Source organism: Cupriavidus respiraculi, assembly GCF_914271545.1.
Lineage (GTDB): Bacteria > Pseudomonadota > Gammaproteobacteria > Burkholderiales > Burkholderiaceae > Cupriavidus > Cupriavidus respiraculi.
The window spans coordinates 65,256-78,853 of the sequence record NZ_CAJZAH010000009.1; the positions used below are offsets into that span (position 1 = coordinate 65,256).

14 protein-coding genes are annotated in these 13,598 nt (G+C 68.4%); 5 read left to right on the top strand and 9 right to left on the bottom strand.

The features are described from left to right. Positions 1-51: 51 nt before the first annotated feature. The 3 genes from LDO27_RS24090 to gcl all read right to left on the bottom strand — a co-directional run bounded on the left by LDO27_RS24090 (position 52) and on the right by gcl (position 3,815). A complete protein-coding gene (locus tag LDO27_RS24090; protein ID WP_322790825.1) occupies positions 52-1,077 on the bottom strand; it encodes a 2-hydroxy-3-oxopropionate reductase in 1,026 nt (341 codons plus the stop codon). Positions 1,078-1,197: 120 nt separating this feature from the next. Then, positions 1,198-1,980 (bottom strand): hydroxypyruvate isomerase, encoded by a 783-nt coding sequence (gene hyi, locus LDO27_RS24095; protein WP_222203170.1) that lies wholly within the window; start codon positions 1,978-1,980, stop codon positions 1,198-1,200. Positions 1,981-2,030: 50 nt separating this feature from the next. After that, on the bottom strand, positions 2,031-3,815 hold the full coding sequence (gcl, locus tag LDO27_RS24100; RefSeq protein ID WP_224044424.1) for a glyoxylate carboligase: 1,785 nt from the start codon (positions 3,813-3,815) through the stop codon (positions 2,031-2,033). A gap of 169 nt (positions 3,816-3,984) precedes the next feature. Here gcl and LDO27_RS24105 point away from each other — a divergent pair, with 169 nt between their 5' ends. Both LDO27_RS24105 and LDO27_RS24110 read left to right on the top strand, forming a co-directional pair. Continuing rightward, entirely contained in the window at positions 3,985-4,905 is a 921-nt protein-coding gene (locus LDO27_RS24105) for a LysR family transcriptional regulator (protein ID WP_222203173.1), read from the top strand. Between the two features lie 2 nt (positions 4,906-4,907). Then, positions 4,908-5,279, top strand: a complete 372-nt coding sequence (locus LDO27_RS24110) for a DUF2784 domain-containing protein (protein WP_224044426.1) — start codon at positions 4,908-4,910, stop codon at positions 5,277-5,279. A gap of 23 nt (positions 5,280-5,302) precedes the next feature. On the opposite strand, the gene LDO27_RS24115 is transcribed toward LDO27_RS24110, so the two are convergent. Both LDO27_RS24115 and LDO27_RS24120 read right to left on the bottom strand, forming a co-directional pair. Then, complete coding sequence (locus tag LDO27_RS24115) at positions 5,303-5,995, bottom strand: GntR family transcriptional regulator (protein WP_222203176.1); 693 nt, start codon at positions 5,993-5,995, stop codon at positions 5,303-5,305. A gap of 50 nt (positions 5,996-6,045) precedes the next feature. Continuing rightward, complete coding sequence (locus LDO27_RS24120; protein ID WP_224044428.1) at positions 6,046-7,488, bottom strand: C4-dicarboxylate transporter DctA; 1,443 nt, start codon at positions 7,486-7,488, stop codon at positions 6,046-6,048. A 452-nt stretch (positions 7,489-7,940) separates the two neighbouring features. On the opposite strand from LDO27_RS24120, the gene LDO27_RS24125 reads away from it, so the two are divergent. Beyond that, a complete protein-coding gene (locus LDO27_RS24125; protein WP_224044429.1) occupies positions 7,941-9,197 on the top strand; it encodes an allantoate amidohydrolase in 1,257 nt (418 codons plus the stop codon). 60 nt (positions 9,198-9,257) lie between these two features. Next, positions 9,258-10,526 (top strand): ArgE/DapE family deacylase, encoded by a 1,269-nt coding sequence (locus LDO27_RS24130; protein WP_224044431.1) that lies wholly within the window; start codon positions 9,258-9,260, stop codon positions 10,524-10,526. Between the two features lie 43 nt (positions 10,527-10,569). Here LDO27_RS24130 and LDO27_RS24135 read toward each other — a convergent pair whose 3' ends face one another. The 4 genes from LDO27_RS24135 to LDO27_RS24150 form a co-directional block, all read right to left on the bottom strand. Then, positions 10,570-10,707, bottom strand: coding sequence for a type II toxin-antitoxin system VapC family toxin (locus LDO27_RS24135; protein WP_224044433.1), 138 nt, complete (start codon positions 10,705-10,707; stop codon positions 10,570-10,572). 105 nt (positions 10,708-10,812) lie between these two features. Further along, a complete protein-coding gene (locus tag LDO27_RS24140; protein WP_222203304.1) occupies positions 10,813-11,031 on the bottom strand; it encodes a hypothetical protein in 219 nt (72 codons plus the stop codon). Positions 11,032-11,220: 189 nt separating this feature from the next. Continuing rightward, positions 11,221-11,859, bottom strand: coding sequence for an exonuclease (locus LDO27_RS24145; RefSeq protein ID WP_222203183.1), 639 nt, complete (start codon positions 11,857-11,859; stop codon positions 11,221-11,223). A 4-nt stretch (positions 11,860-11,863) separates the two neighbouring features. After that, positions 11,864-12,514: an MBL fold metallo-hydrolase gene (locus LDO27_RS24150; RefSeq protein ID WP_224044435.1), complete on the bottom strand. Its 651-nt coding sequence runs from the start codon at positions 12,512-12,514 to the stop codon at positions 11,864-11,866. Positions 12,515-12,767: 253 nt separating this feature from the next. On the opposite strand from LDO27_RS24150, the gene LDO27_RS24155 reads away from it, so the two are divergent. Beyond that, positions 12,768-13,553 carry a septal ring lytic transglycosylase RlpA family protein gene (locus LDO27_RS24155; RefSeq protein ID WP_224044436.1) on the top strand — a complete coding sequence of 262 codons (786 nt, stop codon included), beginning with the start codon at positions 12,768-12,770 and terminating at the stop codon, positions 13,551-13,553. Positions 13,554-13,598 lie beyond the last annotated feature (45 nt).

The following is a 13,598-nucleotide window of genomic DNA, read 5'->3' on the forward strand; positions in this document are numbered from 1 at the left end:
CGTGCGCCGCCCGCGCCCGGCGCGACTGGCGCGGGCGCGGGCGAAGCGCGCTTACTTGGCGATGGTGTGGTTGGACATGATCTCGATGGCGCGGCACAGCGCGGAGTGGTCCTGCTTGCCCAGACCGTTGGCGGCGCAGGCGTTGAACAGCTCCTGCGCGGTGGCGGTGTTGGGCAGCGACACGCCCAGCGCCTTGGCGCCCTGCAGCGCCAGGTTCAGGTCCTTCTGGTGCAGCTCGATGCGAAAGCCCGGATCGAAGGTGCGCTTGACCATGCGCTCGCCATGCACCTCGAGGATGCGCGACGAGGCGAAGCCGCCCATCAGCGCCTGCCTCACCTTGGCCGGATCGGCGCCGGCCTTCGAGGCGAACAGCAGGGCCTCGGCCACGGCCTGGATGTTGAGCGCGACGATGATCTGGTTGGCCACCTTGGTGGTCTGGCCATCGCCGTTGCCGCCGACCAGCGTCACGTTCTTGCCCATCAGGTCGAACAGCGGCTTGACCTCGTCGAAGGCTTCCTTCGGGCCGCCGACCATGATGGTCAGCGTCGCGGCCTTGGCGCCCACCTCGCCGCCGGAGACCGGCGCGTCGAGATAGGCCGCGCCCAGCTTGTTGATGCGCGCGGCGAAGTCCTTGGTGGCGATGGGCGAGATCGAGCTCATGTCGACCACGATCTTGCTGTGCGAGGCCTCCTTGCCGGCGCTCTTCAAGGCGGCGGCGACGCCCTTGTCGGCGAACAGCACGGCTTCGACATGCGGGGTGTCCGGCACCATGATCACGACGATGTCGGCCCGCTTGGCCACTTCCTCGGCGCTGGTGCACACGGTCACGCCGGCATCGACCAGATCGCGCGGGGCGGGGTTCACGTCGTGCACGAACAGCGTGTGGCCGGCGGCGCGCAGGTGCGCGGCCATGGGCGCGCCCATGATGCCCAGGCCGATGAAGCCGACGTTGCGTTGGTTTGCCATTTGGGTTTCTCCTTTGGTGTTGTGTGATGTTTTTCGCTTGCGCCGTGGGGAAGGGCGATGGGCGATGGCGGTTCGATTGCGGTTTGCGCTCTTGCGGGCGGTCACCCTCACCCCCGCCCCTCTCCCGCTGGCGAGAGAGGGGAGAAGACCGCCGCGGTGTAGTCATTCGCGCTTGGTGTTCCCCTGTCCCCGCATGGGGAGAGGGGCGCACACCTTCGCGTCAGTGATGCTTTACCGAACCCCGAACTGGTCGCGCCATCCCAGGCCGGCTTCGGTGCCGGCACGCGGCTTGTATTCGCAGCCGACCCAACCCGTGTAGCCGATCTCGTCCAGCCACTGGAACAGGAAGGCATAGTTCAGCTCGCCGGTGCCCGGTTCGTTGCGTCCCGGGTTGTCGGCCAGCTGCACATGGCGAATGCGCGGCAACTGGGCCTTGAGCGTGGCGGCGATCTCGCCCTCCATGCGCTGCATGTGATAGATGTCGTACTGCACGAACAGGTTGGGCGCGTTGACCTGTTCGATCAGCGCCAGCGCCTGCTGGGTGCGCGACAGGAAGAAGCCCGGGATATCGAACGTGTTGATCGGCTCGATCAGCAGGTCGATCTGCTCGGCCGCCAGCGCTCCGGCCGCGAAGCGCAGGTTCTCCACCAGCGTCTCGTGCGCCTGCTCGCGCCGCGCGTCGGCGGGCGCGATGCCGACCAGGCAGTTCAGCTGGCGCACGCCGAGCACCTTGGCGTACTTGATGGCCTCGCCCACGCCGTCCTGGAATTCGGCGACGCGGTTGGGGTGGCATGCGATGCCGCGTTCGCCGGCGTCCCAGTTGCCGGCCGGCAGGTTGTGCAGCACCAGGTCGAGCTGGAAGCGGTTGAGCCGGTCGGCGATCTGGTCGGCGTGGAAGGCGTAGGGAAAGAGGAACTCGACGCCCCGAAAGCCGGCGCGCGCGGCGGCTTCGAAGCGGTCGAGAAAGCCGACCTCGTTGAACAGCATGGTGAGATTGGCGGCGAGCTTGGGCATCGATGATCTCCGTATCGTAGTGAGCTAAGGGAAGCGGGGGCGGGGCGGACTCAGGTCGTCTCGACCTCTTCCGCCAGGATGGCCTCGTCCGCCTCCTCGATGTCCTCGATGGGCTCGAACTCGTTGATGTTGTCGATCTCCGTGCCCATCGCGATATTGGTCACGCGCTCCAGGATGACTTCCACCACCACCGGCACCGAATATTCCGCCATCAGGTCGCGCGCCTCGGCGAACGCCGGCGCGATGTCCTCGGGCTTGAACACGCGGATCGCCTTGCAGCCCAGGCCCTCGACCACCTTGACGTGGTCCACGCCATAGCCGTCGAGCTCGGGGGCGTTGATATTGTCGAAGGCCAGCTGCACGCAGTAATCCATCTCGAAGTTGCGCTGCGCCTGGCGGATCAGGCCGAGATAGGAGTTGTTCACCAGCAGGTGGATGTAGGGCACCTTGAACTGCGCCGCCACCGCCAGCTCTTCGATCATGAACTGGAAGTCGTAGTCGCCCGAGATGGCCACCACGTCGGAGGCGGGCGAGGCCACCTTGACGCCGATCGCGGCCGGAATGGTCCAGCCCAGCGGGCCGGCCTGGCCGCAGTTGATCCAGTGGCGCGGCTGGTTCACCGACAGGAACTGCGCCGCCGCGATCTGCGACAGGCCGATGGTGGACACATAGCGCACGTCGCGCGGGAAGTACTGGTTCATCTCGCGATAGACCCGCTGCGGCTTGACCGGGACGTTGTCGAAGTCGCTCTTGCGCTTCATGGTGCGGCGGCGCTTCTGCACCTGCGCCACCCATGCCTTGCGGCACGGCAGGCGGCCGGCCTGCTTCATCTCGCGCGCCACCTCGACGAACTGCTCCAGCGCCAGCTTCGCGTCCGACACGATGCCCAGGTCCGGCCCGAACACGCGGCCGATCTGCGTGGGCTCGATATCCACATGCACGAACTTGCGGCCCTTCGTGTAGACGTCGATGCTGCCGGTGTGCCGATTGGCCCAGCGGTTGCCGATGCCCATCACGAAGTCCGAGGCCAGCAGGTTCGCGTTGCCATAGCGGTGCGAGGTCTGCAGGCCCACCATGCCGGCCTGCAGCGGATGGTCGTCGGCCAGCACGCCCCAGCCCATCAGCGTCGGCACCACCGGCACGTTGACCAGCTCGGCGAACTCGACCATCAGCGCGGCCGCGTCGGCATTGATCACGCCGCCGCCGCACACCAGCAACGGCTTGTCCGCGGCGTTGAGCATGGCGATGGCCTTCTCGATCTGCGCACGCGAGGCGGCGGGCTTGTACGGCTGCAGCGGTTGGTACGTGGCGGGGTCGAACTCGATCTCGGCCACCTGCACGTCGAAGGGCAGGTCGATCAGCACCGGGCCCGGGCGTCCCGAGCGCATCAGGTGGAACGCCTGCTGGAACACCTGGGGCACCAGCGCCGGCTCGCGCACGGTCACGGCCCACTTGGTCACCGGCTTGGCGATGGACTCGATATCGACGGCCTGGAAGTCTTCCTTGTACAGCCGCGCGCGGGGCGCCTGGCCGGTCACGCACAGGATCGGAATGGAGTCGGCCCAGGCGGAGTACAGCCCGGTGATCATGTCGGTGCCCGCCGGGCCCGAGGTGCCGACGCACAGGCCGATGTTGCCCGGCTCCGCGCGGGTGTACCCCTCGGCCATGTGCGAGGCGCCCTCCACGTGGCGGGCCAGGTAGTGCTCGATCGACCCGGCGCGGCGCATGGCCGAGTAGAAGGGGTTGATGGCCGCGCCCGGGACGCCGAACGCCACGGTGATGCCTTCCTTTTCCAGCACGGCGATCGCCGCGTCCACTGCTCTCATCTTCGGCATGTCCTGTCTCCAATCGTGGTGGGTCTTGACGTTGGAGACGATGCTATTCCCGCGCCCCGGCTGGGATAAAGGGCCGTCGCATCAGTTGATTCGATACCGCAGGTTTGCAATGATGGCGGCGAGGCGCACGGGCGACAGGCGCACAATGGCGTGGGGGAGAGCGGACGACATGGACAAGTTCAAGCAGATCGAGGCGTTCATCGCGGTGGTGGAGCACGGCAGCATGGCGGCCGCCGCGCTGACCCAGGGCGTGACGCCGGTGATGGTGGGGCGACGCATCAATGCGCTGGAGGCGCGCGTGGGCGTCAAGCTGCTGCACCGCTCCACGCGGCGCATCGCCGTCACCGAGCAGGGCGCGGCCTTCATGGAGCAGTGCAAGAAGGCGCTGGCGGAGCTGGACCGCGCCGAAATGCTGATCGCCGAGGGACGCCACAAGGCCACCGGCCACCTGATCGTCTCGGCGCCCGCCGCGTTCGGCCGCAAGCACGTGGCGCCGCACGCGCCGGCCTTCCTCGCCAGCAATCCCGAAGTGAAGATCTCGTTCAACCTGACCGACCGCGTGGTCGACCTGGTGCGCGAGGGCTACGACCTGGGCATCCGCATCGGCGGTGCCATCGATCCGAACTTCGTCGCCATCAAGCTCGCCACCAACAAGCGGGTGGTGTGCGGCACGCCGGCCTACTTCGCGCGCCACGGCACGCCGCGCACGCTGGACGACCTTGCGCAGCACAATTGCCTGGCGTTCAACCTGCAGGGCGGGCAGCAGCGCGGCTGGTACTTCAGCCAGAACGGCAAGACGGTGACCGTGCGCGTCGAGGGCAACCTCGACTGCAACGACGGCGAACTGCTGCACCGCTGGATGGGCGAGGGCCTGGGGCTGGGCTGGCGCTCGACCTGGGAGATCCTGCCGCAGCTCGAGAGCGGGGAGCTGATCACCGTGCTGGACGACTATGCGCTGCCCGACTACGACATCCTGGCCGTGTACCCGCAGCAGCGCCCGGTGCCCGCCAAGATCCGCTTCTTCATCGAACACCTGAAGGCGCAGTTCGGCCAGCCCGGCTACTGGACCGGGCGCGCCGTGCCCGGCTAGCGATGGCGGGCTGGGCCGCCGATGCCGTGGTGCTGCTGCACCTGGCCTTCATCGCCTTCGTGCTGGCTGGGGCCCTGCTCGCATTGCGCTGGCCGCGCATCGTCTGGCTGCATCTGCCGGCCGCGCTGTGGGGGGTGGTGGTGGAGTGGACGGGGTGGCTCTGTCCGCTGACGCCGCTGGAGAACGCGCTGCGGCGCGCGGCCGGCGAGCCTGGCTACGGCGGCGGCTTCGTCGAGCGCTATATCGTGCCGCTGATCTATCCGGCGACGCTGACGCGCGACACGCAACTGGTGCTCGGCGCGGTGGTGCTGCTGGTCAACTTGGCCGCCTACGGCTTCGTCTATGCGCGATGGCGGCGCGGGCGGGGGCACTGAAGGGCGGGGTGGAGGCGGGCTGGTCAGGCCAGCAGCGCCGTCACCAGATCCTTGCCGCGCGCGGAGGAACCGTCATCCTCGAAATGCAGCGCGCCTTCGACATGGCCCAGATGGTCGACCATCAGCTGCACCGCACGCTCGACGTCGCCCGCGCGCGCAGCCTCGATAAAGGCGCGGTGCTCGTCCGACGAGCAGGCGGCATCGCGGCGCGACTGGTACAGCATGGTGATGACCGCGCTGCGCATCGACAGCTCGCGCAGCATCTCTGTCAGCACCCCGTTGCCGACCACTTCCGCCAGCAGGATATGGAAGTCGCTCAGCAGCCGCGTGCGCAGTTGCGCATCGTTGCCGCCCAGCGCCTTCTTCTCCGCGGCCAGATGCTTGTCGATGCGCTTGTAGTCCGCCGCGGTTGCGCGCGCCACGAACTCGCGCGCCAGCGCGGACTCCAGGATGCGGCGCACCGCGAAGACATCCCGCGCCTCCTCGGCGCTGGGCTGCGCGACGAAGGCGCCCTTGTCGGGCACGATGCGAATTACCTTGTCCTTGGAGAGCATCAGCAGCGCGGCGCGGATCTTGGTACGGCTCACGCGATACACCGCCGCCAGGGCCTCCTCGCGCAGCTTGGTGCCGGGCGGCAGGCGGTGCGAAACGATGGCGCCGACGATATCGTCGGCGATCGCTTCGGCGGTCATTGCAGGGTCGATGTGCTCGGGCATGGGGCGAGTAGGGCGTCCCGCGCGAGGTGCGCAGGAAGGAATGCGAGATTCTAGCCTCCCGCCGCACCCCCGGGCATGCCGGCGCGGGTTTGCACCGGCGCATCGGCGGCGAGCCCGGGGGCGAGCGGTGCCGGGGCGGGCATGCCTTCCTCCAGCTCGGTGGCGGCGATGGTGCCGTTGAGCACCCCATGCGCGCGCTCGCGGTCGATGTCCTTTTCCCAGGCGGCCACCACCACGGTCGCCACGCAGTTGCCGACCAGATTGCCCACGGCGCGGGCGATGCCGATGAACCAGTCCACCGACAGCACCAGCACGAGGCCGATGGCCGGAATGGCGGGATGGGCCGACAGCGTCGCCGCCAGGATCACGATGGCCGAGCCCGGAATACCGTGCGCGCCCTTGGAGGTGACCAGCGCCACGGCCAGGATGCCGAGCAGATCGCCCATGGCCAGCGGCGTGTTGGTGGCCTGGGCGATAAAGACGGCGGCCAGCGTCAGGTAGATCGAGAAGGCGTCCAGGTTGAACGAGTAGCCGGTGGGAATCACCAGCCCCACGACCGACTTGCGGATGCCCATGAATTCGAGCTTGCGCATCACCTGCGGCAGCACGCTGTCGGACGAGGCGGTGCCCAGCACCACCAGCAGTTCGGCGCGCAGGTAGCGGATCAGCTTCAGCACCGAGAAGCCCGCCATGCGCATCACCGTGCCCAGCACGACCAGCACGAACATCACCACCGCGCCGTAGAACAGCACCACCAGGAAGCCCAGCTGCTTGAGCGAGCCGATGCCGTACTTGCCGACGGTGAAGGCCACCGCCCCGAGCACGCCCAGCGGCGCCAGCTTGATGATGAAGCTCATCATCTTGAACAGCGTCTGCGACAGGTTGTCGATCACCCGCACCAGCGGCTTGCCGGTCTCGCCGGTCAGCGACAGCGCGCAGCCGAACAGCACCGAGATCAAGAGCACCTGCAGCACGTCGCCGTTGGCGAACGCGCCCACCATCGTGCCCGGGATCAGCTTCAGCAGGAAGTCCACGGTGCCGCCGCTGGCCATCTTCGACGCGTTGTCGACATAGGCGCTCATCGCGGACGCATCGAGCGAGGCGGGATTGACGTTCATGCCGGCCCCGGGCTGGAACACGTACGCCAGCGCGATGCCCAGCGCCAGCGCGATGGTGGTGACGATCTCGAAATAGATGACCGCCTTGACGCCGACGCGGCCCACCTTCTTCAGCTCGCCGGCGCCGCAGATGCCGGCCACCACCACGCAGAACACGATGGGCCCGATCAGCATCTTGATCAGCTTGATGAAGGCGTCGCCCAGCGGCTTGAGCTTGGCGGCGAACTCCGGCGCGGCCAGCCCGAGCACCACGCCCAACACCAGGGCGATCAGCACCTGGCCGAACAGGGAACGGGTAAAGCGCACGTGAAGGGGACGGGCATCCGGGCGCGCGGCGGTGCCGGCCGCCGCCGGCGACGGGGTGGGTTGGTGCATCGTTGTCTCCATGGACGGGTCCGTGCGTCTGGCGCGGCCCATCTCGTCGGTTCAGGTCTGCCGTTGCCGTTCGATGCCCGGCCGGCGGTGGTGCGTCCGTTTCGCCGCGCCGGAAAACCCGGTGTCGGCGTCCATGTGCGCGGCCCCCCTGTTGGGGCGGATTGCACATCTGAGGCTGGCCGGACCGGATTGTCCGCAGCGCATTGTCCGAACGTGTCACCGAATATAGTGCATATAATTTTTGTATGCAAAGTTTGAATGCGCTGTGCTACCATCGATTGCACAGGGCGCACCACAAGCGCTCGCAGCGCACCACGGACGTGCCGCGCAGGCCCACAGAGCGCCGCCGGTATCCACGCCCGCATCCCCGCGCTATAACGTCATCCGGGCGGCGCGCATGGGCGGCCGCCATGCCGTCATCCCGGACGGCGACAGGCTTGCAGGAGACACGCATGGCAGCAGCATTCCCCACCCCCGCCTCCGACGTCGGCGCCCGCATCATGGACTGGGCCGACGCCCTGGCCGTGCATACCGAGCAGCCCGGCATGCTCACGCGGACCTATCTGACCGAAGCGCACCACGGCGCCGCCGCGCAGCTCACCGCGTGGATGCAGGACGCCGGCATGACCGTGCGGCGCGATGCCGCCGGCAACGTGATCGGCCGCTACGAGGGACTGGAGCCGGGCGCGCCCGCGCTGCTGACCGGCTCGCATTTCGATACGGTGCGCGACGCCGGCCGCTACGACGGCAATCTCGGCGTGATCCTGCCGATCGCCTGCGTGGCCGAATGGCATCGCCAGGGCAAGCGCTTTCCCTTCGCCATCGAGGTGGTTGGCTTCGCCGAGGAAGAGGGCGTGCGCTTCAAGGCCACCCTGCTCGGCAGCCGCGCCATCGCCGGCACGTTCGATACCAATGTGCTGGACAACGTGGACGAGTCCGGACGCACGATGCGCGACGCCATGCGCGCCGCCGGCTTCGATGCCGCCGCGCTGCCGGCCGCGGCCCGCGCGCGGGACAGCGTGCTGGCCTTCGTCGAAGTGCATATCGAACAGGGGCCGGTGCTGCTCAACGAAGGCCTGCCGCTGGGCGTGGTCACCGCCATCTCGGGCGCCACGCGCTTTATCGTCGAGCTCGAAGGGCTGGCCGGACATGCTGGCACGGTGCCGATGGAGCTGCGGCGCGACGCGGCGATGGCCGGCGCCGAAATCGGCCTTTATATCGAGCGCCGCTGCGGTGGCACGCCGGGCCTGGTCGGCACGGTCGGCCAGTTCAACGTGCCCAACGGCGCCGCCAACGTGGTGCCTGGCCGCGCCGTGCTGTCCATCGACATCCGCGCCGGCGAGGACGCGGTGCGCCAATCCGCGGTCGACGACGTGCTCGCCGAGATCGAGCGCATCGGCGCGCGCCGCAACGTGCGCGTGCAGATGCGCAAGACCCACGAAGCCGGCAGCGTGCCGTGCGCGCCGTGGCTGCAGCGGCAGTGGGCCGCGGCCATCGAGCGCCAGGGCCAGCCGGTGCGGCACCTGCCGTCGGGCGCCGGCCATGACGCGATGGCCGTGGCCGCCATCGCCGATGTCGCGATGCTGTTCGTGCGCTGCGGCAACGGCGGCATCAGCCATCACCCGACCGAGACCATGACCGCGGAAGATGCCGCGATCGCCGCGCGCGTGTTCTCGGACTTCGTCGAGCACTTCGTGCCGGCGCCCTGAGACATCCATCGCACCCAACACCTTCCACAGCACACCCACAGCACACATCCCGAGACAACGATGAACGCACCCGACCAGATCCCTTCGCTGCAAGCCACGCTGACCAGCTATATCGACGAACAACGCCCCCGCCAGCAGGCCTTCCTCGCCGAACTGGTCAAGGTGCCGTCGGACAATCCGCCCGGCGACTGCGCGGCGCACGGCCAGCGCGCCCGCGCGCTGCTGGAGGAACTGGGATTCGAGGTGGAGGCGCATCCGGTGCCGGAGGCGCTGGTCAAGGCGGCGGGCATGATCAGCGCCACCAACCTGATCGTGCGCAAGACGTTCGGCAAGGGCGGCCCCGTGATCGCCATGAACGCCCATGGCGACGTGGTGCCCCCGGGCCTGGGCTGGACCAAGGACCCCTATGGCGGCGAGATCGCCGACAGCGAGCACGGCCCGGTCATGTACGGCCGCGGCGTGGCGGTGTCCAAGTCGGATTTCGCCACCTACACCTATGCCGTGCTGGCGCTGATGGAGGCCGAGAAGCGTGGCCAGAAGATCAAAGGCACGGTGGAGCTGCAGTTCACCTACGACGAGGAAACGGGCGGCGACATCGGCCCGAAGTACCTGCTGGAGCAGGGCCTGAGCAAGCCGGACTATGCGATCTCCGCCGGCTTCTCCTACGGCATCACCTCGGCGCACAACGGTTGCCTGCATGTCGAGGTCACCGTCAAGGGCAAGCAGGGCCATGCGGCCATGCCGCACACCGGCGTCGATGCGATCGAGGCCGCCACCCATATCCTGCGCGCGATCTACGACCTGCGCGCCGAACTGGCGACCCGCAAGTCCAGGACGCCGGGCATCGACACGGCTACGCTGAACGTGGGCCTGATCAAGGGCGGCATCAATACCAACGTGGTGCCGGATCTCGTAACGTTCCGCGTCGACCGCCGCATGATCCCCGAGGAGATCGGCTTCGATGCCGAAGGCGAGATCCGCGCGGTGGTGGAGAAGGCCGCCAAGGACCGGCCGGGCATCGAAGCGAAGGTCGAACGCATCATCCTCGCCGAGCCGCTGTCCGAGCTGCCGGGCGTCGACAAGCTCATCCATGCCCTCAAGAGCCGCGCCGAGGAAGTGTTCGGCGTCGACATCCCGGTGCATGGCGTGCCGCTGTACACCGATGCCCGCCACTACACCAAGCACGGCATCCCCACCGTGCTGTACGGCGCCGGCCCCCGCACGCTGATGGAAGCGCGCGGCCACAACTCGGACGAAAACCTGCGCCTGGATGACCTGAACCGCGCGACCAAGGTGGTGGCGCTGGCGCTGGCGGATTTGATGAGGTGAGGTAGAGGCTGCGGGAGCGCAGCCGATTCGTGCCGTTCGGCGGCTACTGGAAGACCGTGCCGCCGGCGTCGTGCATGGCCCGGGCCAGAGCTTTGTCGAGCGTGGCCAGCACGGCGCCATTGCGCAGGGCGAGATCCAGGTAGGTTGCGTCGTAAGCCGTGAGCGAATGCTCGCGAGCCATCGACGGTTGGTGGCAACGTGAAACCGGTTGTCCCAAATAGAAACCGGCCCTCAATCCTGAGGGCCGGCCCGGTCGCGAAGGCTGTACAGCTTCAGGTGGGTCGCCCTAGCGGACACCCAGCCAGTGCATGGCCTCCTGACCGAAGGCGATCGCCACCAATACCACCAGCAGCAGAACCAGGGTCAACGTACTGATATAGACCGTGGCCTTGGCGGCCTCGGCCTGCTCGTCGGATGCATGAAAGCGCGCGACGGGATGCGCGGCACGGGGCCGGTGAAAGCGCTCGCTCAGGTGCCTGAAGTGAAGTTCGGGATGGAAGCGCATGGTGGACACCTCCTGTGGCTGGAACGCGCTACCGGCACGCACCGTGCGTGCCTGCCATGCATGACGAGCCACGCGGCGCCCCGCGAGGGGCGGAGCCGGCACGGACCCGCGCCGACGGTGGCACTGCCATGCACGCTTCCAATATAGGCCGGCGATACGGCCAGCGATAGCCGGATCGGCCCGCGCGGCTCAGTTTCCGTCCGCGCCGCCGTCCGGCGGCGGTGCCGCCGCGCGGGCCAGCGCGGCTTCCCGCTCGCGCAGCGCGGCCAGCATGTTGCAGAACAGGGCGCCTTGCTCCAGTGCATCGTCCAGCGCCACGTGGGTGTGCGGCAGCGGATCCTTCCACGCGTCGGGCAGCGCGGGCTTGACCGTGCGCCGGTAGGGCAGGCCGGTCAGCGCGAAGCCCAGCGTCTTGATGTCCAGCGCGGCCCAGCCGAACGGCGAGCGGCCGGCGAAGCGCATCATGTACCAGAACATCCAGGTGAAATCGAAACCGGCCGGAAACGCCACGAAGACCGGTTTGCCCGGCAGGCTCTCGACCCACTCCACATAGCGCACCATCGCGTCCTCGGGCCGCTGCAGGTCGCGCCGGCAGGCGGCCCAGGCATCGGGTTCGGTCTGCCACCACTTCATCTGGACCGGATGGCCGACCGCGCCCGGCAGCGTCTCGAGGTTGGCCGAGAACGTGCCGACCACGGTCTTGTCGGCCAGCATCGCGGCCGAGGCGAAGGACAGCATCGAATGTGGGCCCGGAATCGGGCCGTCCGCCTCGACATCGGTGCTCACGTAGATTTCCGGGCGGGTGTCGCGGGGCTGCTGCTTGGCCATGGCGTCAGGCCGCGTCGATCAGGTGATCGGCGACGTAAGGATTGCTGCGCCGCTCGTTGCCGAAGGTTGACACCGGGCCATGGCCGGGAACGAAGGTGACCTCGTCGCCCAGCGGCCACAGCCGGGTGCGGATAGAGCGGATCAGGTCGGCATGGTTGCCGCGCGGAAAGTCGGTGCGGCCGATGGAGCCGGCGAACAGCACGTCGCCGACGATCGCGACCTGGTGCGGCCGGGAGAAGAACACGACGTGGCCGGGCGTGTGGCCGGGGCAGTGGTAGACCTCCAGCGTCTCGCCGCCGAACTGCACGGTGTCGCCATCCTCGAGCCAGCGGTCCGGCTCGAATGCCTCGGCGTGGCCGAAGCCGAAGCGCTGGCTTTGGGCGGGCAGTTGCTCGATCCAGAAGCGTTCGTCGCGATGCGGCCCCTCGATCGGCACGCCGAGCTGGCGGGCCAGCGCCGCGGCGCCCGCGCAGTGGTCGACATGGCCGTGCGTCAGCAGGATCTTGTCCACCGTCACGCCGCGCTCGGCGATCGCCGACAGGATGCGGTCGAGGTCGCCGCCGGGGTCGCACACGGCCGCGCGGCCGCTTTGCTCGTCGATCAGCAGCGAACAGTTCTGCTGGAAGGGCGTCACGGGAATCAGGACAACTTGCATGCGTGGGGCGCCGGCGCACGGCCGGTCTAAGGGCTTGCGGGGATCAGGGCATTGTAGCCCCGAGTTGCGAACCAACCCTGCGGCCGGCATGGACTGACGCCCAAATGTGATCCGCAGGCGCCCGTTGTGGTACCGATGCAAATCGCCGCAATCCGTTGTCAGTTGGTGGATTGCGCGGAATTGACAGGCATTTACGACAATTCGTAACAAAATCAGCGGAAATCGTGCGCGGCGACGGTGTTAGACTCCCGCGATGCATTGGCTCAGCAAGACCTCCTATCGCCTGCGGCGCATGTTCCGCCCCGGCGTCCACGCCCTCTGCGCGCTCGCGCTGGCGGCGTGCGCCATGCCGCCCACCGCGCCCGATGGCGAAGAGGGCCAGGCGCCTACCGCGGCCACGCCGGCAACGCCGGCACCGAAGCCTTCCCGTTCCCAGGACAAGCTCGCCAAGGCGCCCGACAGCGCGAACGCGACGCCGCCGGTCGGCCGCAGCTGGAACCTGTTTGGCTGGGGCGGCGACGATGCGCTCAACGAAGGCGTCGGCCCCAAGAGTTCGCTCGAGGGCCTGCGTCCCGACCTGGGTTCGTTCGAGCAGCGCGGCGTCGCCTCCTGGTACGGCAAGGCCTTCCACGGACGCAAGACCGCCAACGGCGAGCGATTCAACATGGGCGCGATGACCGCGGCCCATCCTTCGCTGCCGCTCGATAGCTGGGTGCTGGTGCGCAATCTGCGCAACGACAAGGTCGCGGTGCTGCGGATCAACGACCGCGGTCCCTATCACGGCAACCGTGTGCTCGACGTGTCCTATGGCGCCGCCAAGCGCCTGGGCTTCGTCGACCGGGGCGCCACGCAGGTGGAGATCCGCCGCCTATCGCGCACCGAGGTGGCCGCGCTCGGTTCGCAGTACCTGCCCGAGGGCGCCGAGGGCGGTGGCGACGATGCACCGGAGCTGAGCGATGCCGACAACGCCAAGCCGGACCGTTCCACGCGCAAGGCGCGCAAGGCCGTCGCCAAGCGCAAGGTCAGCAGCAAGCGCTGAGGCCGCGCACCCGGCGATCCGGATCGCCCGCAGACCGGTGCCGCA